This window comes from Paenibacillus allorhizosphaerae (genome assembly GCF_042659105.1).
Taxonomy (GTDB): domain Bacteria; phylum Bacillota; class Bacilli; order Paenibacillales; family NBRC-103111; genus Paenibacillus_G; species Paenibacillus_G allorhizosphaerae.
The window spans coordinates 100204-125002 of the sequence record NZ_JBHSRV010000013.1; the positions used below are offsets into that span (position 1 = coordinate 100204).

Genomic DNA, 24799 nt, shown 5'->3' on the forward strand with positions numbered 1-24799 from the left:
TGCAAAGGAAGGCTGCCGACATTGCGGCTTCGCGTTTCTTGGGGTCTCCGCGCCCCAGCTGCCCTCTGTGCAAGACCGAAATTCGTTCCCTGCATCCGCTGCCGGACCTTGCCGTGAAAAAAATAAATCTCTGGGCAACTACCCGCATATACTATGACTGAATCCATATTGGGGGTGCAGACGTTGGCTACGATCATTAACATCTTCGCCATGAAAATCAACAGTATTTCCAATAACGGATCCGTCAACATTGGAGACTCATTCCATAACAGCCATACGGCCAACTCCAAGTATACGGGCACCAATTCTTCGTATGGCGATCAAGCGCCGCCTTCGGCGCAGATGAAAAACGTTTATATCGATCCTGACCTGCATGATCAAGATGCAGTGGGGAACGTGGATTCGGCCAATGCCATCCAAACCTAGAAGGAGGACTTTATGCCATTTGTTATAAACATCGTTAACATCAAAACGAACGGCGTCACTCAAAACGGAAATCTCGATATCGGTCCTGCAGTCCAAAACAGCCATACGGCCAATTCGAAGTTCATCGGCAATAACTCCTCGCTGGGGGACTTCTCCCCGCCATTCTCCATCATGGCTAACAACATGCTTGATACGGATGTCAGCGATCAGGATCAAATTGCCAATCCTTCCGCTCCGGTGGCCAACCAGTTCTAATGAATTCCTACGGGAGTGTTCAGTATGGACATGAATAAGCTTAAAGAATGGATGGACTTTGCGAACCAATGCAACAACGGCGGCTTCTGGGAAAATTTCATGGACGAAAGAGCTCTGGTATCGACTTCCCGGACGCCCGAAAGCCCTTGGACTCCGCTAGCCGATATGGTTCAAACCGGCGATGCGACGCTCCTTATCGTCGAACTCCCCGGCGTCCGGAGGGAAGAGCTCGATCTAACCATCACCGGCGATTCGTTGCTCATCAAAGGGGTCAAGAACCATCGGGTCAGAATCGAAGAGTTTCTCTTGTGCGAACGGCATGTGGGTGCTTTCGAGCGCGCGATCCGGCTCCCTTACCCGGTAGAGGCCGGCGCCGTTTCCGCAAAAATGGCCGAAGGGCTGCTCTTCGTCCGGTTACCGCTTCCGTCCAGCAAACAGTCCAAAATATCGATCGAATGAGCGGTCATCCTTGCCTTCGCCAGGCTAGCACTCCCGGGCGATGCATTTCGTATTCAGAAATTGCCCGGCGCAAAGCGACCGTCCCCGTTCCCTCATCATACGTGCCGTTATGCTCGCGACTACATGCCATGCAGCGGTGTAAAAGCGGCGGCGGCTACGCGCATATCTCCGTTCGCATTGAACACGACTGTAACCTTCGTATTCGTATCGCTTTTCGCCTGATCCGCGCTGCCGCTATCGCTGTCCCCCCAATGGACCGAAACGATATCCGCATCGTCGGCGAAGGAAGGACCGCCCTTTTGTGAACTGAGCATCGTAATTCCGAGCCGTTTCACGACCCCCGCGTCCGTACTTCCGCCCGTGCAGGTGATAACGAGCGTCGACACGCATTTGCTTCCCGTATCCGCGTCCGAGCCGCCGGCCGTCGTGACGACGAGAAGCGAAAATCCGAGCTGCCGCTGGTCTGTGTACGCAGCGCCGTTCAGCTGCTGCACATCGAACGTCACTTTCGCTTTCCCGGCACCGGCCGACACTGCCTGTACTTGTCCCGGCGGGAGCGCGGGGAACGTTTTGCGAAACCGTCTTCCTGCCGCAAACCGTGCGAGTCTCGCATCCATCGTGGGAAAATTCGGGCTGTGGAACACCGTTTCGTCCAGATCGATCGTAATGTACGGGCTGTGAGGGATCGTGTCCGGGTCGAAAGCGGCGTCGCAGCTGATGATTCCCTTCAGCAAATCTTTGAAGCCGTTGCTGTTTCGGATCGAGATGCGGTTCGGAATGTTGAACAGGACGATGCTCGATTTGCGCGGCGTGCCGACCGAAACCATATGCGTGTTTTCGATAGAGATGACGTTGCCTTCGTGATTCGCCAGATTCAAATCCGCAGCCACATAGTTGAATACGATCGGATAGCCGCCCCCACCCTCGCCGCCGAACCGGACGCCGTCGATGAACAGCCCATGCTCGCCTCCCGTCTCGTAGTTGTCGATCCAGCGCGGGTCGGCATCCGTCTGCGCTTTCAGCGGGACGTAGATCCCTCCATTTATATTCAGATGGCTGTCGTTATATATGGCCGGGCCGTTATATCCGCTGTGCGTCATCCAGCAGTTGTCGAGCAGCGTCATATCGCAGTGACTTTTAATGACAAGGTCGGTTTTCCAACTGATGCAGTTGCGCACGGTGAGGACGGTGCTGCGACTGGCCGCGAAGCTGATCGTGTCAAGGCCGGTTTTGCACATATGGAAAATGACGTTGTTCAGCTCCATCATCGATACATCGACGTCGGCGGTACTGATCTCGAGCGCGGTCGAGTAACCGACAAAGGTCAAGTTCCGGGCTTCGAAACGATTCCCTTGGCCCGTTCCGACAAAATATTTGATCGATTGGTCGGCCGGATTAGCCTTCAAGATCGCCTGCCTTCGGCGATCAGGTCTATTCCTTTGTACACATTAATCGGCGCGCTCGTCGCGTACATCGCCGACCTGAATACGACCGCCGTTTTCGTCTCGTAATAGACGCTTCCGCCGACCGTATTTTCGCCCTTCTTTAACGTTTTGGCGTAGTCGAGCGCCCGCTGAATCCGCCCTGTGTCATCCGCCTCGCCTGGCAGACGCGGAAAATCGTCGACGACGACGCCGTAGGAACCGCGCAAAGTCCGCATATCGTCGTCGTTTTCGGCAAAGCTTACCGTTCGGTATGTTCCGCCTGTAAAGGTTGTGCCGTCCCCGACCCACACGAGGGACGACGCACCGGTTAACGTTCCGACAATATGGTACGCTCCTGCCGGGAAATACATCTCCCTCTTCCCATCAAGCGCGGCCTGGTTGATCGCTGCCTGCACCGCGGCCGTATCGATATGGACGTGTTTTCGCCGGCGGGTATTCATTTTGGCTTTTTGCAGACGCTTTCGCAGGTGAACAGCTTCGCTTATTGGCAGCATCTGAGTCTGCTGGACCGCGAACTCCACAATATGTTCCGCATGTACGCCAAACTGCGCTACAGCCTGCTTCCGTATTTGTACACTGCTGCGCACGCCGCATCCCGGAGCGGAATGCCCGTTTTGCGGCCGATGCCGCTCTGCTTCCCGGGCGATCCGCATTCCGCTTCACTCATACGCCAGTACATGCTTGGCGACGCGTTACTGGTGGCCGCCTTTACGGACATCGTCTATTTGCCGGTCGGGGAGTGGATCGACTATTGGACGGGGGAGCGGCATGCAGGCCCGAAAACATTTGAATGCACGATTCCCGACTTCGCCGGCGGGCCGCTGTTCGTCCGCGCAGGCGCTATTATTCCGACATGGCCGGAAGGGAACCAGGCCGACCGGCAAATACCTGTGGACATAGGGCTCCACTTTTACGTCTATGAGGCAAGCGATTTTACGCTGTATGAAGACGACGGACGATCGTTCGATTATGTGGAAGGAAAATGCTCGCTGACCCGCATCCGCTGCTGGGCCGACAGAAGTCAAGCCGACATCGCGATCGCCGCCCGCACGGGCAGGTTCGAAGGGATGCCGGAGCAGCGCATCTATAATCTGTATGTGCATGCAGAAGAGAAGCCGTTCATCATCCGGCTTGACGGAGTCGTCCTACCCGAGCTGAACCGGTGCCCCGCCTATCCATCGGAAGGCTGGTACTTTGATCGCGTCTCCTGGCAAATCCACCTATGCGTCGAAGAAGACCGCTCTGCCGCCCAATCGGTTCGCATTGAAATCCGGTTTGACGCAACGCAGCGGCGGGACGGTATCCAGACACTTCGGAATGCGGAGCGTAAGTCAAAAAGGCGAAGTGCCGATTCAGCTAATCAAGCCGGGCAAACAGACGCGGCCGTCCAGGGGACTTGCCCGCCCATCGCACCTTACAACCTGGAACACAAGCTGGAAATCGGCCTTTTGTCGGGAGATGCTCCTTCCTTGTTCGATGCTTTTGAGCGGTTTTGGAGCGAAAGGGTGGAACGCAACCAGCCGCAGAGCGAGGTGCGAGAACGTCTGCTCAGCCTTGTCGGACTGTTCGTCCGGATCGGGGAACGGCTCGGCTGGCGTCTTACGGAAGTCGCGGGCGAGCACTACGTCCGCTTCATGAAATTGCCTGAGCTCGCTTCGCTTGATGAAGCCCGGCTGCTAGTCAGAACGGTCATTCAGCAATTCCTCGACCACAAGCAGCAAGTCAAAGGAGCACGCGCTCCCGACTTGATCAAGCAGGCCATTGCCTTGATCGAAGGCGAAATGGAGCAAGAGCTGACGCTGAAATATGCCGCGGAACGGCTGCACGTCAATTCGTCCCACTTGAGCCGCTTGTTTAAACGCGAGATGGGCATCGTCTTCTCGGATTACGTATTGAATCATAAAATGCAACTGGCGAAACATATGCTGCTGGACAACCAGAAAATCGGCAGCGTGGCGGATGCGCTCGGCTACAAAGATTCGAGCCATTTTATTCGCGTATTCCGCAATTATTGGGGCTTGACTCCCGGCGAGCTGAAGGGAGGCCCGCCAAGAGGCGGCCGTGCTTCTTCCGACAGCAATAGAGCCTGACGACCGGTCTTTCCGGCAGTCAGGCTCTTTATTATTCTGCGGGCTGTTATGAAGAGCCCGTTTATTATATTCATGACCCCTTCTGACCCGAGAATTTATTCAGATGGAGTTTTCGTTGGACGGGGTTACAACCACTTTACCAAAATAATCCACAAATGCTATCGATCAAGCTTACCCGCCTCCGAACGACAGCGGAACCCACAGCATCATTGAAGAACGTGCCAGACCAGCAATTATTAAATTGTCAGCTGCTAAAATCTAACCAGTTCAGCCACCTTAACCGCTTGACCCGTCTTCATCGAATGATTTCCCGCGATCCCTGTTAGTATCGACATTGCTCCGTCCATGTGGGAAGCTGCGCGATTGAAACGATCATATTCGGGCACACCGAATAAATCATTTAACAGTACAGGGTCTCCTCCGCCATGTCCGCCCGTTTTTTGTTCCACCTGGACTTCATATGGTGCGCCGAACATCGGATGAACAATGATGCTTTTTCCTTTAATCGCTCCTTCCAGCGCTTGATCGCCGCCTGAATTCACGTAAGACGATTCGACAACGTTCATTTCAATGCGGCCTTTGCTGCCGTTAAATACTACGCGGAACCCCTCCCAAGGAGCATAAGCATGAAGCGAATAAGTTAAAATGGCGCCGTTACGGTATTTAACCATAACGCCCAACGTATCCTCAATGCTGATACCGTCCCCAAACACACTTTGATCACGGTAGTAGCCGTCCTCTTTCTCCGCATCCAGGTACATCGACTTCAGTTTCCCCTTGTCCAGATGCAGTGCAAACGGATCATTCTTTGCGTATTCGCTGCCGTATGCTCGGGAGTAGAATTCGGTAACGCCGCGTTTTTCTGCGTTTTCCCTGCCGTAGAACATCAAATCGCCAAGTGCATATACCGTTTCCGGCTTTGTATTCAACCAGAAATTGACGAGGTCGAAATGGTGCGTTGATTTATGCACGAGCAACCCCCCGCTGTTGCGCTTGTCGCGGTGCCAACGGCGGAAGTAGTCGGCTCCATGGTCCGTATTTAGAAGCCACTCAAAATGTACGGCATGCACGTTGCCGATAGCCCCGTCATCAATCAGCTCGCGGATTTTTGTATTATGAGACGAGTAGCGGTAATTGAACGTTACACGCAGATGACGGCCCGTTCTTTTGACGGCATCCAAAATATTCTGGCATTTCACTTCGTCTACCGTCGAGCCTGTCAGCAGGTTCGGTTCTGTCTTCTTGCCCAAGCCGTACACGTCCTCCAGGACAGAATTTCCTTGACCGTTCGCCAACCCGATTGATCCGTAAAGAGCTGCTGCCGCTCCGGTAACTCCGAGGGTAGCGAGTAAATGTCTTCTCGTGATCAGACGCTTTTCGGACATGAATCGTCACTCCTTTAGCTTATTAGGATGTTACGTGCCGGGCTCTGTCCAAACACTCACCGATTAGCTGCAGATGAGCGATAGGGGGAGGGTCTGCTGTCATTTCCGCCTCTTCGGCTTGCAATGATTTTCCCAGCAGCTTCGCGTGCTCCTCTTTTTGGGGTATAAGTGTCTTTTTTCATGGCGATTGTAAGAAACGATCCCCCCCTTGTATATTGAACCCTGCACTAGAGGTTAGATGCTGGCGAATGAACGGCCATACGCGTTCCTTGTAATATCGGTGCCCGCCGTTACCTTCATACAGCTCACAACGATCGGTTAGCTTGCAATCTATCGCTTCGTAAATGTTCCTCGCATGCGCAAAAGCCTCGCGGGTATGCTCAATCGGAAAATCCTGATCGAGAATTCCGTGAACGAACAATAGCGGCCGGGGTGCGATTAAACCTGAAATATCATGCATGTCTCCGAGCTTCATAATGCCGGGGATAAAATTGCAGTGACAATGCGGTACCTTCATAACGGATCCGAGATAAGTACAGAAGCATGAACTCGGCACGCAAACCGAAATACGTTCATCTAATGCGGCCGTAAAGAACGATACCGTACCGCCTCCCGAATTGCCGGTAATGACAATACGGCTGGTATCGATATCCGGGTGTGCGGAGGCGTAATCGATCAATCTTCCCATATCGTGCACCCGTTCTCCGATCAGCGTCCTTCCATACATGAAGGCGCGCTTCTGCAGCTCGTCGCAAGAACCCGCTTTCTTCGTGGAAAACTCCTCCTCCCTGGACATTTCCCAAAACCCCCGAACGTCCATGGCGATTACGGCATATCCTTCCGAAACCGCCTGTAGCGCAACGTCGCGTTCTCCTGCCTCAGCTTGCTGACGCTCACTGTCGCTTGAATAATTGCCCACATACGTTTCCTTTCCTCGTTTGCCATGGCCGTGAGGCGTCAGCACGAGCGGGAAAGGACCGGTGCTGTTCTCAGGGATCAGCAAATAGAATGGAATTTCTACCCCGAGCTCGGTAGTGATATACGTTTTCTCCCTGTGATAGCCTGGAAATCGAACCGTTTCCGTCGTTCTTGAGGATAACGGCAGATCGCGGGTATGCTCCTTGAGAGAGGCGAGCCCCGTCAATTCTGCGAGACGTTCGCGAAACGATTGCTGCCAGCGCTTCCAATCACCGCTGTCCAAAGCGCGCGTATAATCGAATTCCCGGGCCGTGTTCTCCCGCAAGTTGCGCATGTAGCTGTCTGTCGCGAATAATATCGATTCGGTCATATCGATCTCTCCATTCTTATTTTTGCGCGGCAATGTTGCTGTTGATCTTCTCCTCCAGCTCCCGGATCGTTGTGTTAAGATCCTTGCCGTTGATGTATTCATACATGGCATCCGTCAATGCGGTGCTATTGGCCCCGAATTCGAACCGGGAGAATACGGGAGACGCGATGATCTTGCTCTTGGTGATGGCCTCCATATGCTTGCCCTTCAGAAACGGCATATCCATCCCGAGCTGTTGTTTGATACCGTTATCTTTCAATATCGTTAAACGGCCCATCGTCCTCGTATTTTTCAACTGCACTTCATCGGATGTAAACACTTTCAACGCGAGCATGGCCGCATCCTTATGCTTGCTTGTTTTTGTAATCGAGAATACGTGGCTGTCCACAATCGTTGCGACATTCGGAGCTTCCTTGTAGCTTGGGTATTGCGCGATATCCCAATCCAGCCCTTGCTTCATGGCATCCTCCAACCCGAGATCCAATATGTTGACGGTAGCCAGCATAGCCACCGTTTTATCCTTCATGAATCGGTCATAAGAGTTGGTGGTTTTGGGGCGATCATTATTCGGAATGGTGTATACCGTGCGAACCAAATCGAATGCTTTCCGCCAGGCTTCGGTGTCTACGGACGGCTTATCCGTTCTTCCGTCGACTAGAAGCGCAGCCAGCGGTCGGGCCACTCTGGAGACCGTCTGCACATCCAGACCGGCATAGGTCATATTCCCATCTGAACGGGATAGCAGCTTGGCCAGCTCAATGGCATCCTCCCATAGCATGCCGTCCTTCGGATATGCAACGCCAAACCGGTCAAACAATGTCTTATTATAATATAAGGCAGTAAATTGCTGGCTAAAGGGCAGCGCAACAATGCCCCCTTCCTTGGAGATCGATTGGATGGATTGCATAACCGGCGGATCGAAGCGCTGCAAATCGATATCATGCTTCTTGATCAGCGGCGACATATCCATGAGCAGATCACTCAAATAATAGGTGGGCAATATGCCGTTGAACGCGAAGATGATATCGGGAGTCTCGCCGGACATAATCAACGAGTCGAGTGTGACGCCTTTTCCGGGTCTTTGGATTTCCAATGAAATATGCGGATATTTTTTCTTCAACGGCTCAAGCCATATATCGTTCACCTGCTGGTCGTTGAAGGCTTGCTGCATAAATACCCGTAAGGTAACCGGCGTCGTATCGGCAGCCTTTTCAACCACCTTATCGGCAGCTTGTTCGTCAGTCCCCTTAGCTCCGCTGCATCCCGCCATCGTCATCATGCTTGCGATCATGCATAAGCCAACACCCGTTAAGGCCCATTTTCGTCCACAAAGCATATTCATTGAGTATAGTCCCCCCTTACCCAAATGTACCGCTTTTCCTTCCCTCAAAATTCGAGATTACGGAAACCGTTCCGCTATCCCGACTTTCGTTTATCCCACAACCCGAGTATAGTATATATTAGCCATGGTTTCTGCCTCTATTATTGCCTTTTTAATAAAAAAGCGGTTTACTTTGCTCTAACTTCTTGATACAGTTTAAACGGAGTGAGGAGGAGGCTATACATGGAATCGACAACCGATTTGAGGTATCAGACATTCCCGCTGGCAGGAATAGAGTTTTACCCTGAGGAAAATGTCGTTAGCTCTGAGGAAATGCGCCGCCCTCATTATCATGAAATGTACGAAATCTACTATTTGATTTCGGGGGAGCGCAATTATTTAATCGGCAACAAGACATACAAAATTACGCCTGGGGATCTGGTGTTTATCCGTCCTTATGAAATACATAGAGCGACAAATACTTCGGTGCTTTATCATGAAAGAATTGTGGTGCATTTTAGCAAAGAGTTTCTGGGCGAGAATGGCAGTTGGGTGGATGACGAGCATTCGCCTTTTACTACACATACCTCTGTCATCTCCTTGCCTTTGACTGTTCAGAAAAGAGTCGAGGAATTGCTGTACCGAATTAATAGCGAGTACCGCAAAAAAGAAAAGGGGTTCGATACGCTCATTAAAGCGGCTTTGATTGAATTGCTGGTTACCAGTTTGCGGCTAAACAGGGATACAATGAACAAATCCTCTCATTACGTCACCCCGATGCACCAAAAAATTTCAAGCATGATCCGATTTATAAACGAAAATTATGAAAGCCCGCTAATGCTTTCATCGCTAGCCAAGCAGTTCCATATAAGCCCCTTCTATTTGAGCAGATTGTTTAAGAAAACGACCGGATTTACGTTCATCGAGTACTTGTCGACGGTTAGGATAAAGGCGGCGCAAAAGCTATTGCGGGAAACCAAATGGAAGGTAAGCTTCATAGCGGAGAAGGTCGGATTCCAAGATCTGGCGCACTTTGGGAAAATATTCAAGAAGACATCCAACTACACACCGCTTCAATATCGCAAAATGTGTAAAAAATGATGCCCTGCCGAACGATCCGGATTTCCCGGCTAAATCGTTCATTCGATTTTCTCCTGTAGGCATAATACAACAAGGCTGCCGGTTCGTTCTCGCGGCAGCCTCTTGAGTGGTTATTGGGTCGTCGTTCCCCTTTAGTTTAAAGCCTAGATACAATCAGACAGTAATATCATTTCGAAGCAAATATCGACAGCCATTGTGGAAGAGCAGCCAAGGGATTATGTTTCCATTGATACAACTTATCCAGTTCTTCTTTTGACATTTGTTCTCTTTCGCCACTTACTTCAAACCAGTATGTATTGTATTCGGCGAACATTTCTTCGATATGCTTAATGTTTAGACCTGATGAAGCAATCGCATTAATTATATCCTGCATGCGCCATGCATAAGTGGGTATTTCTCCAAAAGGACCTATTGAATCGTAAGGCTTTCTTACAATTAAATTCTTCGTATCATTTTCGAATGGACGCGTAAAAGGGTGCACCTCGTACATTATATAAACACCATTGTTTTTAAGGATTCTACAAATATTTTGGTACATGGCATTTAAATCATTAATCCATACATGAACACCGTTTGAGGTGTAAACAAAATCGTATTCATTGCTTTTTATATGGCTTAAATCCATTGTATCATCGCAAATGAATTGAATATCCCAACCGTGTTTATCCGCTATTGCAGCACTATTTTCCAATTGCCGTTCCGAAATATCGACGGATGTTACGATTGCCCCCATCAAATGAAATGCAAAAACAGCATGGTTATCACCACTTGAAGGTACACAAATTCGCTTGCCCTGTAAATTAGGGAATACCTCTTTAATCATTGAATAAGTCGTATGATGAAATTCTGATTCTGGGTGTGCTATTAACCTTAAAATCCTTTCATCTGAACGATATTTTGCGAAGTCTGTATTGGACCATTCATTCCAGGCATCTTTTACTCTCGTGTTTTTACCCATTTCAAAAAGCTCCCATCTTCTTCTTCACGTATCTAGAGAAGGGTTCTCATGACTGCCGTTTCACGATATTATGTCTTAATCAGGCAAACCTTTTGACCTTTTGTTAATTTTATTTAAGACATCCTTACCAATAGACCCATCTGGCTTATGTATAGGCGTTATTTGAAGTCTAGCACCACGCATTCTTTCTAAAAATTCTACTTGATTGTAATTTAAGGTGTTTTGAACACCCGTTGAGGGTTCCCATGTCCAGAAATCTTTTATTTGATCAATATGATTTACAACTTCTTCTAATTCTGCTCGTTGTTGATGCTCATCAAAATAATCTTCTCCTGATTCCTGCGCCTGTTCTTGATCGAAATCGTCGCTTAATTTGATCAAAGCCTTAATACGAGACTCTTTATCGTAAAAGTGATCGTTGATTTTGAGTTCAGGCATACCACCCGAATCCATTCTATCCGTTACAGCATCAAAGTTGGGTCCATTATATTCTTCGTTTTCGGCACTGTGCCACGTTCCTTCAGAATCTTTCCTCACATGAATGTTATCTTCCTGCAACCCTCTAGCACGCACTTCAAACTTATGGTACGATGAATCACCATAGTTTACTGCTCGACCATCCGTACCATCTATTTTATTGAATGCAGGTGTGGGAAACGTATAGAACCCTGAACCAAGTTGTCCACCGGGTGTGTTTAAACCAAATTTACTAGTGTCGGGACCATCGCCAATCAAACCATCTGTGTTTGCTTTTTTTGCGTTATGATAGCCAATTACTTCCGACCCATTGATTTCGCTATTCAGTTCTCCCAATGTAAGCTTAGAACCTTCGACTCCAGTTGCATTAGCAAGCTGATTAAGTTTTTTATTTGTTTTGCTCGCATTTACTAGATCTCGATGAGGCAAATGAGATAAAATATTTTGGATAATACTGCTATCGAATTGATCAATAGAGCTAGCCTGTAGAGCTTCTTTGATTTCTTGCCATTGAGTTGCAGTAAATAGGTTTTTTTCAATCTGCAAAGCCTCTAAATCAGAAAAATTTGTAACACCCGCAATTTGAGGGTTATCGGGAAGGTATGTTTGAGCTAGATTTTTGGCATCAGCAAAGGTTCGTTGAATTGGGGCTGGACCGTCCATATCACTATTTTTGGAGGTCAATGTTGAAGAACGGTTTAAAGAAGTTGATTGAGGTGCAGGGGTACTCTGTTTGTTTAGTTGGCGTTGAACCGCCGTTCCATTCTTTGCTTTTTCACCCATGAGATTGGCTTCATTCTCCAGCCCTCTGTCATCATTAATAAGATCTCCTGTCTTCATCTGAAGCGTCGGCTTAACTCTCCCTTGCCGTTGCTGGATGATGTGCCAGCCTTCATGGGGGAGATGCTTTTCTTGACCTGGAGCAATATGAATATCATTTCCTTGGGCATAAGCTAAGGCATCAACCTGAGATGGCTTTTTCGAATTATAATGCACACGCACGTCCGAAAGATCCATGCCTGACATCTCCTCAAGGCCTTCCTTTAATGAGTCCGGCATACCTGTATTATTTTCCTGTATTGGTGATGTAGAGGCCACAGTACTTTCTACTTGAGGCTCATTCATTCGTTGAAGAAGCTGCAGTACTGCCCGGTTTCCCATAGTTCTTTGTAATTGCATAATCTCCGCCCTGCCTAATGATCTCCCGCTCGCAGGATGCCACTGCAATGCAGGTTGAGGACTGGAGGAAACTTGGTCTTTTATCGTAGACTTGGATGATACCTTTTGTTCATATTGATTATATTGAGGCATATGAAACCCCTCCGATAATATGAAAAGTAGAAACTTATAACTACAATGCTGCCCTATATCGTCAATTATATCATTAACCATATGAATTGTAAGATATTTCATAATAAGGGATGCCCCCCACCACTTAATCCGGTTGGTTACAACAACTCTTTTGCAAATCAAAAGAATCGCATTTTTCAAATATTGGTATATAATCAAAGAAAAGAAAAACAGAACCAGAAGAAAGAATGGTGTGATCTATACGCATACGGAGCATCAACAGACCCCTAGCGATAAGGCAGAGACCAAAGCTGCCTCTGCATCAGTCGAAAAAGGGTTGCGGCTTGAGCAGCCTTCTCCTCATTTCAACTTCACTCAATGGATGCAACTGCAAAAAACGATCGGTAACAGAGCCGTCACGCAGTTGATGAAAACTCAGCTGTTTTCATCAATGGCGCCAGAATCCCGGACAGAAGAGCAGCCGGATCACGCTAATGACGCTACACCACCGATCCAATTGAAAGACAACCAAACCGGCATACCGGACGATTTGAAGGACGGGCTGGAAACTCTGTCAGGCATCGATTTATCCGGTGTCCGCGTGCATTACAACTCGCCGAAACCTTCACAAGTCCAGGCTCTGGCCTATGCGCAAGGGACCGATATTCACCTGGGCCCCGGACAAGAGCAGCATTTACCGCATGAGGGGTGGCACGTGGTCCAACAACTCCGGGGCGGAGTCCAGCCAACCTCTAAGCTGGCAAACGGAATTTTATTGAATGACGAAGAAGGGTTGGAAAATGAAGCCGACACCATGGGCGCCCAGGCCTTGCACTTGAAGTCTGCGGGAGCTCCTCTGACCTTGGCAGCACATCCCCCCGCGTCCACGCTCATTCAACGCAGTTCAAAGGAAAACAAGATGGACTTTACTGACGATGAGTATGAGGAAGATTGGGAAGCGGAAGAAGATACAAATGTTGAATTTGACGAGGACCTTAGTTTTACGCCGGTTCGGTTTTCTGTGGAAGAATTGGTTATGTTGATGAATATTTTTGATGAAGCGTTTGAAGAAATGATTAGCGAGCATGAGCTGAAAGAGGCTGTGAGCGTTCTGGATGTCGTCGTGTCGCTCACTCATTTCGTCGAAATGCACGAAGTAGAGGAAAGTCCGTACACGGCCATGACCGGCCATGCCTTTTTTAACCTTGCGCAAAATATTGTCGGCAGCTCTGAACCGTATGCCAAGCTCAAGAGTCTGATCAACAAAATTCGTCGGGCCGGCGCCTCTGACAAAAGCTTGATCGAACTGCTTCTTGCCAAATCGTACAAGGAATTTTCAGCACAATTCGACACTATTGCACAAAGGGCCAAGTTCGACACATTGAACCTTAGCAACTCCGACAAAGCCAAGACCAAAAGCGAAGCGAGTATGGATGATGATGTCGATGATGAGTTCGAGCTGGACTTGGAGCAGGAAAGTCCTGCGCAACAAGTTAAACGCGTATTGTGGATGATGGTGCAGCTGTGGAACCTGGAATCTGCCCGTCGTCTAAGCGGGGGCGTGTGGAATACCATCAATGCGGTTCTTGCCCTGGGCTCGGCATCGCCGGATATCCTTAAGGTCTTTGGCGATGAAAATGTAATGAGCCATTCCGGCGCTTCAGGCAAGTCTCTCGATCCAAGTCCGGGCAAATATAAGCGGTATCAGAAGTCCATGAGTATTCTTAACCGTCTCTTGACAACCCCAACGAACAATCCGGCCCTCCAAGCCGCGAAGGATGAGATCGCTTTATATTGCCATACGATGCGTCAGCATGCGAATTACGCCAATGCTTCCAAAGTCTGGAAAAAGGCGAACTCTCAAAAGAATAAAATGCCACTGAACTTGAGCGAACGGTTCGCCGAGAACAAGGATATCCATGCGTTGTTGGAGCATGAAGCATCCATAAGGCTGCGCACATTATTCAACAATTTCATGCGCAACCAATACACCGGATTACCGCAAGCTCGGCCAAGAGATGAACAAAGCTACGATGCGATTAACGACTCCTTTTTGCTATGGCTCATTAATCAAGCCGCTTCAGACGGTCATAATTCGGCGCTCGACGACCTGTATAAAAATGCGCAGCAATCGGAAGAATTGAACGAACTGCACCTCGATGAAGATTCTCCATACGATTACTATCAGGGCTTTGCCGGTTTATTTGCAGACAATCGAGGGACCTCCGGATCAACAAGCTGGCATCATGTATCCAATCTTCGTCAAGCTTACCGCGAGCTTGCCGATCTAGAAATCGTGAAAAATATGCGCATCCATTCATCGAGGCATTCGCAACATGTCGATTTGTTCTTTAAAAAATATGAAACCTCTATTCCAGAGCTAGCGTCTATTTTAAGCTTATTCAGCAACCATGCGGAAGGATTGCGTGTGATACAGCACATACTCAAATCGCGTGATCTCTCAGAGTTCAACAAGCGTTTGGAATTGGTCAACCAGCCGTTAACCGAATATCAGAACTACTTCAACACTACAATGGCTAAATTGAATACCGAAGCTACAAAGAATCGAAAATCATTGCAATGGGAAATTTCTAATAATTTTGAAAAATTAACAGAATCCGGGGTCTTGGGCATAGGGGAAATTCAGAATGCCAACAAAGCAACGATAATGAAATATCTGGTCAGCCAAGATATTTCATTAAGCGGGATGCCCGAGCCTGACGTGATTGAAAACGCCATAAAAACACTATGGGGACTGTGGCGGGTGTACGCCATGATTGAGGTGGCGCGCAATCCCGGCGCAGGCGGACTCAACCTGCTTACGCTTCATGAAGGCAGCGGAGAAGGCGGGCGACCTTTGGAGCTTGAGGAATTGTTTATCTCGATGAATCTGATGAGCCCTCCCGGGATTGCACGCAATCCCGATTTAATGGAGGTACCGCTAAACAACATGAGTGCCGATGTTGAATTTACGGGTCCTTTTTCTCACGAGGCCCGCAAGCTTCTTGATATTATCAATGAGCACGGGATCGATAGCGATGAGGGCCAAGAGGCCTACGATGAGCTTCATCAATTCCTGTATGATTTCCTTCACGATGTCCTGCATCGCGACGAGACGGAAGAGGAGGACGGCGAATACGAATTGCCGAACTTTGCTTCCTCAGGCTGGGGGGAAACCACTAGCCGTGGACAAGAAGTCCTTCAAGGCTTCGATATCGGCTCCGCGGACGGAACCGGAAACGACTGTTTAATCGATACGTTAATCCAACATGCCGATGCAGGCACCCAGGCTCCGGATGAAGAGTTGGATCCAACCGAAGTCAGAGACACTCTGGTCGAAATCGATGTTACGTTCCACGGCGAAATGATCGATTTCTATGGCGATGCGGGTCGATTGCTGCTCGACCATTTCACAGCCACTTACGGTTTCCAAGTGATCGTATATGAGGTGCGCAGCAATGGTACGGTTCGCATCCACCCGACTCGCGGCACCAACGGACCGCTGCTATACATTTTGCACCGCGGATTGCACTTCTGCCCGATGACGCCGAAACAATGACAAGAGAAGGACCTGTCGGCTCATGGCCGCCAGGTCCTTTATTCAAGATACTCTCAACGCCCCTCCCCAGCCGGCGGGAGCCGTGCTCTGGGAGAGCTTATCGCTTTCAAAGAAGTACCGTTTCGCCATGAGGTCCCAACGATTGTGCCTGATTACATTCAGGAAGATCTCCCTTGCCTGCATAAACTCCCCTTTTTGATAATGCGCTATGCCCTGATCAAACAGTTCTTTTGTATGCAGCTTGAGCTCAAATAGGGCAGCGGAGTCCCCTTCGAAAATGTCAAACAACCGCATAGGTTGATCCACTCCGCTAACTTGCAGTACGCCGAGGTCGCGATAGAAAAATTTCGCCGGGTCCGTTACGCTGAGCAAAGTTTCCTCCGTAACCAGAATCGTTGCCCCCAGCTCTTCCGTCAGCTTTTCCAAAATGACCGCCAGATTCACATCCTCGGAGATGACATTGCCCTCCATCCGCGTTTTTTCCCCGATAATGCCCAGCATAAGCGGACCCTTATGAATGCCGATCCCGATTTCAATCGGTTCCCTCAGATGCTGTTTGCGCTCAGCATTATACCGATCCAGTACCTTTCTCATTTCGATCGCCGATTGAATCGCCATTTCTGCAGAGCTGGGAAACAGCGCAAAGATGCCTGACCCCAAATATTTGTTGATGATGCCGTTATGCCCGCTAACCGCCGGCACAAAGCGATTCAAATAGGCATTCATAAAGCTGAAACTATCACCCGGGGACATCGATTTGGACAGCGAATAAAAAGATCGGATGTTCGTCATCAGGATCGTCATGTCTTGCTGCAGCTGGTCACCCAGTTGAATCTCCAAAATGCTTTTCTTCCCGAGATAATGGATATATTCCTGAGGCACGAACCGGTAGGAAGCGTTCTTGAAATCCGTAATTTCCGCGATATTCCGCCGGATACTGGCTGCCATCCCGTTGAATGTTTTTCCCAGACTGGCTACCTCGTCTTTGGAATCGATCGATACTTGCAGATCCCAATGTCCTTGCGCGATCAGACCGGCGCTTTCCTGCAAAAGAATAATAGGCGTGACGGACCGCCGGATAATGAAAATACATAAAGCAATCATGATCATCGTCATTCCCGCGCTGAAGCCGATTAGCATGCGATTAATGTCGCTCACGCGCTGATTGGTGGCAAAGGTATTGATCCCCGTTTCATAGAAACCGATCACCCGGCTTTTATCCGCGTTAAATAACGGGCCTATCGCATATCGCCAAGATCCTTGCTGATCGACGCCCGAGCAGGCGTAGAAGTCCCCCTTGATTAGTCCCCGGTAATCCTTCGCTTCATGCGCTACGCCATTGACGTCCCTGGACTGGCAGCTTTCGGACGATCCCGTATTATCCAGGGAATAGCCCTCGAACATGCGGAAATTATTGTCGCTTTCCACCGTCTGGTAGTACCGGTCTCCATCGATTTTGTATACAATCCAATAAAACTTTGAAAAATTATCTGCGTAGCTCATCTTTTGCTGGATGGTCCGGTAAGCATCGTTCCCGAAATCCTGGGCTGAATGAATCCGGTCTAACAGGGTGCTGTCGATCAGATTTTGACCATCGTGAGCCAGGAAGATGAGCTTCCTGTCCACCTCTTCCATCAGATGGGTCTTGAATTTGACTGTCGCATACTGAGTAAGAAAGAACATGAACAGAAGGATGACCGGAATGAAGTACATCATTTGCTTGGTAATGAGCGAGTATTCCTTGAGGTTCCAGAGAATAACCAGAATCCATAGCACAAGCAGCGCGGTTGCTAGAAGAAGAGCGCCATACAGCACATGAATCAGCCTCATCCAGGGCGAGTACGTAAGTTGGACAAGTTGATTGTGTCCGGCAACGAGGTAGACTTTGGAATTTGTAGCCAGGATCAGCTTACCGTCCGACCGTATGGTGATATCGTTGATGTTATCCCCCTGTTCATCCAATTTGTCGAACGCTTCTTTGGTGAGCAGCGTTTCTACATTGCCCGGCTGCTGAGGGTTGACTTTCTTGATGCTTTGTCCATATTGATCAACGAAATAAACCTGATGGTCCTTCGACATTTGCACCCATTCCGGATAGCTGTCTCCCTTAGGCTCATTGTCCAAAGGATATAGTTTACCCTCCGCGGTCGAATACAGCTCGCCTTGATGCGTACTATAAGCAGTGGAGCTGAGGTCCGTGCCGTTGATGGAATTAAGATGCCTGCCGGATGGCAGCTGAAGTTGATCGACCAGGGTTGAAACCCCGCCTGCGGAGGCCATTTTATAACGCCCAATGCTCTGATCGTCTGCGGAATCATAATAATAAAGGTCATTCTGATCTGCCACAATGGCATGAATGCTGCCTTCTACAGGAAGGGAATTTTCTGGAAACTCCTTCACATATGGCTTCCACCCCGTATCGAGCTTCCCTTCGGCGGTATAACGGACAATTTCTTCTTTTCTTACTAAAAATCCGTTGTATTCTTTGTATAGACGCAGCGCATAAAGATTTCCTTTGGCGTCCGCCGAAATATCGGTATAATCTATAAAAGTATATGCCGGATACTTCGCCTGATTAATCACATAGACGATATTGCCTGCCGCATCGATCTTTACGATCTTGTTTTTGGCTTTCATAATGATATAAATATTATTGCTGTTATCCGTTGTAACGCGCGTTAAATCCTTCAGCTCCATCATCCTGGCAAAAGGGTTGGACATCAAGTAATTGTCCCATCCATACACCACGCCGCTTACAAGCAGCGCGAGCAACACCAGATGAGGAATAAGCCGTTTATATCTGCTTAGAATGCCGTTCACTTTATTCACCTCCAATAAAAAGTGTTTTTCCAACAATATTTGTATCCTATGAAACTGAATTTATAGTAAAATCATATGTATATTCCCAAAATAAGGAGGGACCTTATGGCGCAAATGGTTTGTTCCGGCGCTATGCTCCAGTGCAGCTTTGGATCCGCTCCAAGTTCGCTTATCGTTCTGCCCAAAAATAAAGTGACTACGGCCACGCCGCTGGCCAACATCATGGATAACCAACCGATAACCAACATCTCCCCTTTCGGGATGTGCAGCTCTATGGCTAATCCGACTGTCGCCTCTGCTACCGCAGCCGCTTTGGGTGCACTGACACCTATGCCTTGCGTCCCCAATATCGCCGCGCCTTGGGTGCCCGGCTCGACCACCGTTCTCGTAGCCAACATGCCTGCACTGAACAGCAGTTGTAAACTGATGTGCAACTGGGCAGGCGTCATCAGTGTAGCGATGCCCGGCCAGATGACGATCCAAGTACCGTAGAGGAGAATGGATATATGTTAGAAGCGATTGTGAAAATGACGGAACCGATTCTCGCTCCTTTGAAAAAAGGCACTCAAGCGCTGGCAGGCAGTGTAAAGGACGGAGCGGCGAGCAAAGCTGAAGAATTAGGAAACAAGGTCAAGGAGGCCGTCTTCCCCTCTACGTTGACGCTTAAGAACTACAAACGGATCGGAAGATACTACGTAGCCAAAAGGCTGCTGGTGCTCTTATTCCTCTTACTGCTCGTGCCCATTGCTCTGATCTACTACTACCAGAACGAGATTCGGTCCTTTCTGAACTGGAACGTCAAACTGTACGAACATAAAGGGCCGCTGACCTACACGGGCAAAGCTCAAGTGTACAATGCGAAAGATCAGCTCGTGTACGAAGGCGACCTGGTCAAAGGAGCTTTTACCGGAACAGGCACGAAGTACAATGATAAAAAAACGGTCATCTACGCGGGCGAACTGGACAAGGGCATTCCTAACGGCATCGGTAAAATATATAACGACGACGGCCTTTTGCTCTATGAAGGGCAGTTGGACAAAGGCATATACTCCGGTAACGGTCTCCTCATCGACACGGAACATCATTCACGTCTGCGAGGTCAGTTCGTGAGCGGTAAACTGGAAGGCCCGGGTGTCGAATACTTCGCTAACGGCAAAATCAAATACACCGGAACGTTCAAGGCCGGTTTATATGAAGGAAGCGGCCAGCTTTACGACGATCGGCATTCTCTGGTGTACGATGGCGAATTTCAAGCGGGCCGCTACAACGGTAAAGGAACCGAGTATATCGATTCCGGGACTGTGAAATACAAAGGTGAATTTCTAAACGGCCGCTATCAGGGAGCCGGTATTCTGTACCATTCTGACGGGACGCGCAAATATATCGGCAACTTCCAGGATGGCGCCTTGTTCGGAGAGGCCACCGAGCTGTACCCGGGCGGAACTCCGAAGTACATCGGAGCCTTCACCGAAGGCAAGTATTCCGGCCAAGGAACGCTCCTGTCCGAAGACGGTACGGCGTTGTATAAAGGTGCCTTTTTGAGCGATGCCCCTAATGGCGAAGGCGAACAACACGATGCGGACGGCAATCTGATCTACAAAGGTACTTTTAAAACCGGGCTGTATGACGGCTTCGGCATCCTGTCCGGCGTGCAGGGCACCATTTACAAAGGATTATTCAAAGCAGGAAAAATGTCACCCCAAAGCTTCATCGGCTTATCCCAGCAAAGGATCGAAGAGCTGATGGGCAAACCGTCCGAAACGGCGATCAATGAAACAGACGGCAAATTAGGCTATGCCTATGCGGACGCCTTTATCGCCTTCACGTTCAAATCTTCCCCGCAGAATCCGAAGGAAGGCTACGTGGATTCGGTTACGTTAAACAGCAGCCTGTCGGCCGATCAGCTGCAAAACGACTTGACCCACGTCGAGTCCAAAGAAACGGATGTGCGCCAAGGAGCAAGGGTCTATCAGGAAGATCACACCTATAGCGTTTCTTATGTCAAAGCGCCCTACTTATTCACTTTTGCAGCCGATACCTTAAACAATCAGGTGGTGCGATGCATCGTTACCCGGCCTTGATGTGAAGAAGCAGCCCGAAGCTGCTTCTTTTTTTCTAGCAGGGTACGTGCTACACCCCTTCCTTGCTGGAAGCCGTTTGGGAATAGGCCGTCTGGATGGCGCCCGAGGTTTGGGCTCTCTTGTACGCCCACCATCGAACCGTAATAAAGTCCCTTTCAGACGCCTGTGAAAGTTTAATGCCGATCCGGAACGTTCCCGCTTTCGGATATACGACAGCAGCTAAAGAAGCGTTCATCAGCTCCGATCCGAATTCGCTGTTCTTAAACACGTCTCTATCACCGAAATACACCTTTTCCTCCCGATTCAGCTGTTCACCTAATCGGTCTTCGCTGTACTCCTCTAACCCAAGTACCACGAAAGCTTGTCCCGCACCTAGTCCATGCGCAATTTCATCGGAATAGAAGCTCTGCTCCGCCTTCGTAAAGAGGCCTGTGGAGCGATAATTCGTCTCAATGGTCGCGGTGCCGGTCGTCATTTGGACGGCATCCGCCGCCACAGCCGGCAGCGCCAGATGTAAATGGATCTCATTGCGGCCCGGCTCGACCTCCGCTGTCAGATTAGGCGCTTGACCGGGAGGAAGCATCTCGACGCTGGCTTGAACCGCAAGCGGCGCGTCTTGCCCGCCGTAGGCGGCATTTTCTTTGCCGACCGTATACTGAAGCATGGAATTGTAAATATATTCATCGAACGGATTGGATTTCACTTCATCTATGATGTAGGCCGGCTTAATCACAACGAGGCTGATTCTGGCCAAATAGATGCATTGATCCGGCGTGTAAGCTACGGCCCGTTCAAAAGGACGTTCGAAAAATTGCTCCGTCACTTTATCGTTAATCGATCCGTTGATGACGGCGACGGTAAGCGCCGCTTTTTCATTGAGCGCATATTGATTGTCTCCAAGGGTCAGCATGGAACTGGACGGCGATATGGATAAAGTCCCCTCCGCCTCGCGATTGCCTGCCTTCATCCGGTATTTGAGCTCGTAGCTGTTCCGTTTCACACCGGGCTGTTCGCTAAAGGATATGACCGATTGTTCCAGATCGAGCGGGTAGATCATCTCCGATCGCACTTCATAGGCTAGTGTCAAAGAAGGGACCTCCGGGGATTTCTCGATATGGACCGTCACCTCAAAGATTTGTCCCGGATTGACGTACCGTGGCGCGGTCTGCCAAATGCGGGTCTGTTCGTCTTCATACAGCACCGCGGCCTGCGTCGTTAAATTGCGGTACTCGAAATCGGCAAAGTCCGGCAATTCTTCTTTGATGAACAACCGGTATGTCTCCAAAATACGGTTATACTGATTCGGGTCCCCCGTACTGTCCGAAGCGTTCGAGACGGAGTAGATCGGTTCCCTGTCTTTCTCCTCGTAAGCCATGCATAAATACACATTTTTCGTGCAATCGCTGTCACCGATATAGCCTTCGACCTTGGACAGTTTAACAACCTTCGGAGCAGGCACTACGATTTCCCGTCCCAGGCAATCGAATGCAACTCCCGCCTGAACGGATACCGTATGATCGTCGACTCTGACGACTTGAAGTCCGGACACGACCCCGCTACCGTACAACAGCCGGTTCAACAGCCTTCTTTTGTTATTCACATAGGTTTGTTCCGATTCGAAGTCTCTTACGGTCAGCAGCTTGCCTTTAAAATAATTGTTTCTTTCGTGCGGATAATAGCGAGAATTTTTCATAGGTTCGGTCTCTACCCTTTCCCTTCGACTCCTTTAACTGTTTGGCTCCATTTACTCCAGCCCCGTATCCTCGTCATGCTGAAATCTCAGATTCGGCTGCTTCTTGCCCTCACCCAGAAGCGTATTGTGGGGCATGGTCATATAGGTATCGAGCGTAATCTCGCTAGGCTCAGTCAAGATTGAATTGATGCCAAGATACGTGTGCATGTCCATGAACATCCATGGCTGCAAGACAACCAGTTTCATTTCGGTATGCGCAGGTTTCTGCTCGTTCACGATGGTTTGGATCATCTGCCGCTGTTTCTCCGTAGCCATATGCTTTTGCTCGAGCAAAATGCAGAAGCAGTACGGGTTATCCGTGTACAGCTCGGTCAGCATGCTCTTCCATTCCGATTTTTCAAGCAGTTTTCTGATTTCGAAATGTTCCACGATAAAAGGCCGGCTGCCGGTGTAAATGTGCAAAAGATCGCCGATTGCTTTGCGCGTTCCCCGTTGGCGGTACAATGTGGGCGCCTGCCGGATCAACTCCCGGATTTGCCGTTCTGTCCACAAATCGTTGACCGCGATACCTAGCCACGAGGCCAACCATTTCAGAAATTCCTCCGGTGAAGTCTCGACATCAAAATACTTGCTAATTCCGGCAATCTCTTCTTCCATCCCATCGAAAAATACGGCAAACAAAGAGAGGAATCGCTCCAAAAAACGGGTTCCATCCGGGTCTTCCTGATAAACGGCAGGCAGATACTGGAGATAAGAGGTTCTTGGAAAATACACCCGCATTCTCCGGATCGCGGGAGACTTCTGTTCGGTACCGTTATATTCAATCCGAATCCACAGGTACCGCCCTTGCGCCTCAAAGAACAAAGCATCCACCGGATTAATCACCGCTTCCGACCACATGTTCCGCGTCGCCTTAAGCTTGGCTTCCATCGAGACGGAAGGATCAAGAACAAATGCATCCAGATTCGTCCATACCCCGTCCACGACAATATCTTCCCGGTCCGAACTGTAATAGTACAATTTCAACTGCGTCTCTTCCGGGATGTCTGCAACCAAGGTAACCTTATGCCAGATCGTATCTTCCACGGTGCTGTCGATGGACGTAGACCAGTAATGTCCTACCAGACCGGCCCCCGGTTCCGTTTCTCTGATCCGCTGCTTGTACTCCAGCATCGTCAGTACGTCACGATCGAAGTTGAGCACGAAAATTTTGGCGTGATCGTCCATCAGCATTTTGTGCACTTGGCCCCGGAACCCGCTGACTTGTTCCAGGAGCTCACCTTGCAAATTGTATTTGAGCAGGGATCGATTCCCTTCCTCGTCCGACCGCAATGGCTGGCGGTTGCCTATGTACACTTCTCCGCCCGCATCCACGGCCACACCGCTCAACCATAGATCGGGGGACTGAAGGTCGAGAGGGACGGAGACGCTTCCCATGCCGGTATACAAAGTCCGCAGACCAGCGTCCAGTACGACGAATTCATGCTCCTGCCTCACACTGATGAAGAACCGTTCCCGAAGATGCACACCGGCCGTTTCATCGTCCGCTGAACTGCCCGCCAGCCCATGAACGGCTGTAACCTGGCCTTCGGGATCCAGTACAATGACTCCCATGCCCGATGGCCGGAGCAGAACAACCGCGTAAATATTACCCTTTGCATCCGTATCCACAGCGACAGGGTATAGAGGATTGCCGTCCCATTGCTCCAGGGTCCAACGGATTTGGCCGTTATCCGCCGAAAACGCCGTAATCCGGCCCGTTTCCGCACCGTCGGCCACGAGGAGCAGCTCATCCGTATAGGCCAACAGAGACGCAGCGGAGAACAAATCGTGCCCTTGCCTGAACAGTAGTTCCTGATGACCGTTGTAATAATCGAACAGCCAAATATTCGTCTGATTGTCCAACAGCAGAAGGCGGCCTGCCGGACCTACAGTGAAATCGACGATATCTACCTTGCTTTCCCCACCGCTATCGTCTGCATCTGCCTGAGCCAGCATAAAAATATCGGGCAACGAAATTTCTTTGGAAATCGAATATTTTCGCGCCCGCTGAAGCGTCAGCTCCTGGTTCTCCGCTTCCAAATTGAAGAGATAGCCTTGCTGCCAATCCGCCTTTTTATTAAAAGAGAAAAAGTTCGTTTCCGGCATCCG

At 49.6% G+C, this 24799-nt stretch carries 18 protein-coding genes; 8 read left to right on the top strand and 10 right to left on the bottom strand.

The window, feature by feature from the left end; translation table 11 throughout:
- Positions 1-183: 183 nt before the first annotated feature.
- From ACFQI7_RS30400 to ACFQI7_RS30410, 3 genes are read left to right on the top strand one after another with little or no spacing between them, the layout of a single operon-like run.
- The gene (locus ACFQI7_RS30400) at positions 184-426 is read left to right on the top strand and encodes a spore germination protein (protein WP_218098987.1); all 243 of its coding nucleotides are present in this window, start codon (positions 184-186) and stop codon (positions 424-426) included.
- Between the two features lie 12 nt (positions 427-438).
- On the top strand, positions 439-681 hold the full coding sequence (locus ACFQI7_RS30405) for a spore germination protein (protein ID WP_218098988.1): 243 nt from the start codon (positions 439-441) through the stop codon (positions 679-681).
- A 24-nt stretch (positions 682-705) separates the two neighbouring features.
- Entirely contained in the window at positions 706-1140 is a 435-nt protein-coding gene (locus tag ACFQI7_RS30410) for an Hsp20/alpha crystallin family protein (RefSeq protein WP_218098989.1), read from the top strand.
- Between the two features lie 119 nt (positions 1141-1259).
- Here ACFQI7_RS30410 and ACFQI7_RS30415 read toward each other — a convergent pair whose 3' ends face one another.
- Positions 1260-2546: a hypothetical protein gene (locus ACFQI7_RS30415; RefSeq protein WP_218098990.1), complete on the bottom strand. Its 1287-nt coding sequence runs from the start codon at positions 2544-2546 to the stop codon at positions 1260-1262.
- Complete coding sequence (locus tag ACFQI7_RS30420; protein ID WP_218098991.1) at positions 2543-3025, bottom strand: hypothetical protein; 483 nt, start codon at positions 3023-3025, stop codon at positions 2543-2545. Before ACFQI7_RS30420 ends, ACFQI7_RS30415 begins: the two co-directional genes overlap by 4 nt.
- Between ACFQI7_RS30420 and ACFQI7_RS30425 the strand changes: the two genes are divergently transcribed.
- Positions 2996-4675, top strand: a complete 1680-nt coding sequence (locus tag ACFQI7_RS30425; RefSeq protein WP_218098992.1) for a helix-turn-helix domain-containing protein — start codon at positions 2996-2998, stop codon at positions 4673-4675. The genes ACFQI7_RS30420 and ACFQI7_RS30425 overlap by 30 nt on opposite strands.
- Before the next feature lie 251 nt (positions 4676-4926).
- Here ACFQI7_RS30425 and ACFQI7_RS30430 read toward each other — a convergent pair whose 3' ends face one another.
- The 3 genes from ACFQI7_RS30430 to ACFQI7_RS30440 all read right to left on the bottom strand — a co-directional run bounded on the left by ACFQI7_RS30430 (position 4927) and on the right by ACFQI7_RS30440 (position 8639).
- Complete coding sequence (locus tag ACFQI7_RS30430; protein WP_230414924.1) at positions 4927-6060, bottom strand: Gfo/Idh/MocA family protein; 1134 nt, start codon at positions 6058-6060, stop codon at positions 4927-4929.
- A gap of 178 nt (positions 6061-6238) precedes the next feature.
- Positions 6239-7348, bottom strand: coding sequence for an alpha/beta hydrolase family protein (locus ACFQI7_RS30435; RefSeq protein ID WP_218098993.1), 1110 nt, complete (start codon positions 7346-7348; stop codon positions 6239-6241).
- A gap of 16 nt (positions 7349-7364) precedes the next feature.
- A complete protein-coding gene (locus ACFQI7_RS30440) occupies positions 7365-8639 on the bottom strand; it encodes an ABC transporter substrate-binding protein (protein WP_218098994.1) in 1275 nt (424 codons plus the stop codon).
- 273 nt (positions 8640-8912) lie between these two features.
- Here ACFQI7_RS30440 and ACFQI7_RS30445 point away from each other — a divergent pair, with 273 nt between their 5' ends.
- Positions 8913-9770: an AraC family transcriptional regulator gene (locus ACFQI7_RS30445; RefSeq protein ID WP_218098995.1), complete on the top strand. Its 858-nt coding sequence runs from the start codon at positions 8913-8915 to the stop codon at positions 9768-9770.
- A gap of 166 nt (positions 9771-9936) precedes the next feature.
- Here ACFQI7_RS30445 and ACFQI7_RS30450 read toward each other — a convergent pair whose 3' ends face one another.
- Together ACFQI7_RS30450 and ACFQI7_RS30455 are read right to left on the bottom strand one after the other, a co-directional pair.
- A complete protein-coding gene (locus ACFQI7_RS30450) occupies positions 9937-10728 on the bottom strand; it encodes a class I SAM-dependent methyltransferase (protein ID WP_218098996.1) in 792 nt (263 codons plus the stop codon).
- A 75-nt stretch (positions 10729-10803) separates the two neighbouring features.
- Positions 10804-12618, bottom strand: a complete 1815-nt coding sequence (locus tag ACFQI7_RS30455) for an eCIS core domain-containing protein (RefSeq protein ID WP_218098997.1) — start codon at positions 12616-12618, stop codon at positions 10804-10806.
- A gap of 49 nt (positions 12619-12667) precedes the next feature.
- Between ACFQI7_RS30455 and ACFQI7_RS30460 the strand changes: the two genes are divergently transcribed.
- Positions 12668-16054, top strand: a complete 3387-nt coding sequence (locus tag ACFQI7_RS30460) for an eCIS core domain-containing protein (RefSeq protein ID WP_218098998.1) — start codon at positions 12668-12670, stop codon at positions 16052-16054.
- 42 nt (positions 16055-16096) lie between these two features.
- On the opposite strand, the gene ACFQI7_RS30465 is transcribed toward ACFQI7_RS30460, so the two are convergent.
- On the bottom strand, positions 16097-18907 hold the full coding sequence (locus tag ACFQI7_RS30465) for an adenylate/guanylate cyclase domain-containing protein (protein WP_218098999.1): 2811 nt from the start codon (positions 18905-18907) through the stop codon (positions 16097-16099).
- 81 nt (positions 18908-18988) lie between these two features.
- Here ACFQI7_RS30465 and ACFQI7_RS30470 point away from each other — a divergent pair, with 81 nt between their 5' ends.
- Positions 18989-19366 (top strand): DUF4280 domain-containing protein, encoded by a 378-nt coding sequence (locus tag ACFQI7_RS30470; RefSeq protein ID WP_268966824.1) that lies wholly within the window; start codon positions 18989-18991, stop codon positions 19364-19366.
- 14 nt (positions 19367-19380) lie between these two features.
- Entirely contained in the window at positions 19381-20955 is a 1575-nt protein-coding gene (locus ACFQI7_RS30475) for a toxin-antitoxin system YwqK family antitoxin (protein WP_218099001.1), read from the top strand.
- Positions 20956-21004: 49 nt separating this feature from the next.
- Here ACFQI7_RS30475 and ACFQI7_RS30480 read toward each other — a convergent pair whose 3' ends face one another.
- Complete coding sequence (locus ACFQI7_RS30480; protein ID WP_218099002.1) at positions 21005-22648, bottom strand: hypothetical protein; 1644 nt, start codon at positions 22646-22648, stop codon at positions 21005-21007.
- A gap of 51 nt (positions 22649-22699) precedes the next feature.
- Entirely contained in the window at positions 22700-24796 is a 2097-nt protein-coding gene (locus ACFQI7_RS30485; protein WP_218099003.1) for a phage tail protein, read from the bottom strand.
- Positions 24797-24799 lie beyond the last annotated feature (3 nt).

What these genes read in the sequence shown, in the direction of transcription:
- ACFQI7_RS30475 (WP_218099001.1), top strand. Translation starts at nt 19,381, where the DNA reads ATGTTAGAAGCGATTGTGAAAATGACGGAACCGATTCTCGCTCCTTTG.
- ACFQI7_RS30410 (WP_218098989.1), top strand. Translation starts at nt 706, where the DNA reads ATGGACATGAATAAGCTTAAAGAATGGATGGACTTTGCGAACCAATGC.
- ACFQI7_RS30420 (WP_218098991.1), bottom strand. Translation starts at nt 3,025, where the DNA reads ATGAATACCCGCCGGCGAAAACACGTCCATATCGATACGGCCGCGGTG.
- ACFQI7_RS30480 (WP_218099002.1), bottom strand. Translation starts at nt 22,648, where the DNA reads ATGAAAAATTCTCGCTATTATCCGCACGAAAGAAACAATTATTTTAAA.
- ACFQI7_RS30450 (WP_218098996.1), bottom strand. Translation starts at nt 10,728, where the DNA reads ATGGGTAAAAACACGAGAGTAAAAGATGCCTGGAATGAATGGTCCAAT.
- ACFQI7_RS30425 (WP_218098992.1), top strand. Translation starts at nt 2,996, where the DNA reads ATGGACGTGTTTTCGCCGGCGGGTATTCATTTTGGCTTTTTGCAGACG.
- ACFQI7_RS30430 (WP_230414924.1), bottom strand. Translation starts at nt 6,060, where the DNA reads ATGTCCGAAAAGCGTCTGATCACGAGAAGACATTTACTCGCTACCCTC.
- ACFQI7_RS30455 (WP_218098997.1), bottom strand. Translation starts at nt 12,618, where the DNA reads ATGAAATATCTTACAATTCATATGGTTAATGATATAATTGACGATATA.
- ACFQI7_RS30445 (WP_218098995.1), top strand. Translation starts at nt 8,913, where the DNA reads ATGGAATCGACAACCGATTTGAGGTATCAGACATTCCCGCTGGCAGGA.
- ACFQI7_RS30405 (WP_218098988.1), top strand. Translation starts at nt 439, where the DNA reads ATGCCATTTGTTATAAACATCGTTAACATCAAAACGAACGGCGTCACT.
- ACFQI7_RS30440 (WP_218098994.1), bottom strand. Translation starts at nt 8,639, where the DNA reads ATGATCGCAAGCATGATGACGATGGCGGGATGCAGCGGAGCTAAGGGG.
- ACFQI7_RS30435 (WP_218098993.1), bottom strand. Translation starts at nt 7,348, where the DNA reads ATGACCGAATCGATATTATTCGCGACAGACAGCTACATGCGCAACTTG.
- ACFQI7_RS30485 (WP_218099003.1), bottom strand. Translation starts at nt 24,796, where the DNA reads ATGCCGGAAACGAACTTTTTCTCTTTTAATAAAAAGGCGGATTGGCAG.
- ACFQI7_RS30470 (WP_268966824.1), top strand. Translation starts at nt 18,989, where the DNA reads ATGGTTTGTTCCGGCGCTATGCTCCAGTGCAGCTTTGGATCCGCTCCA.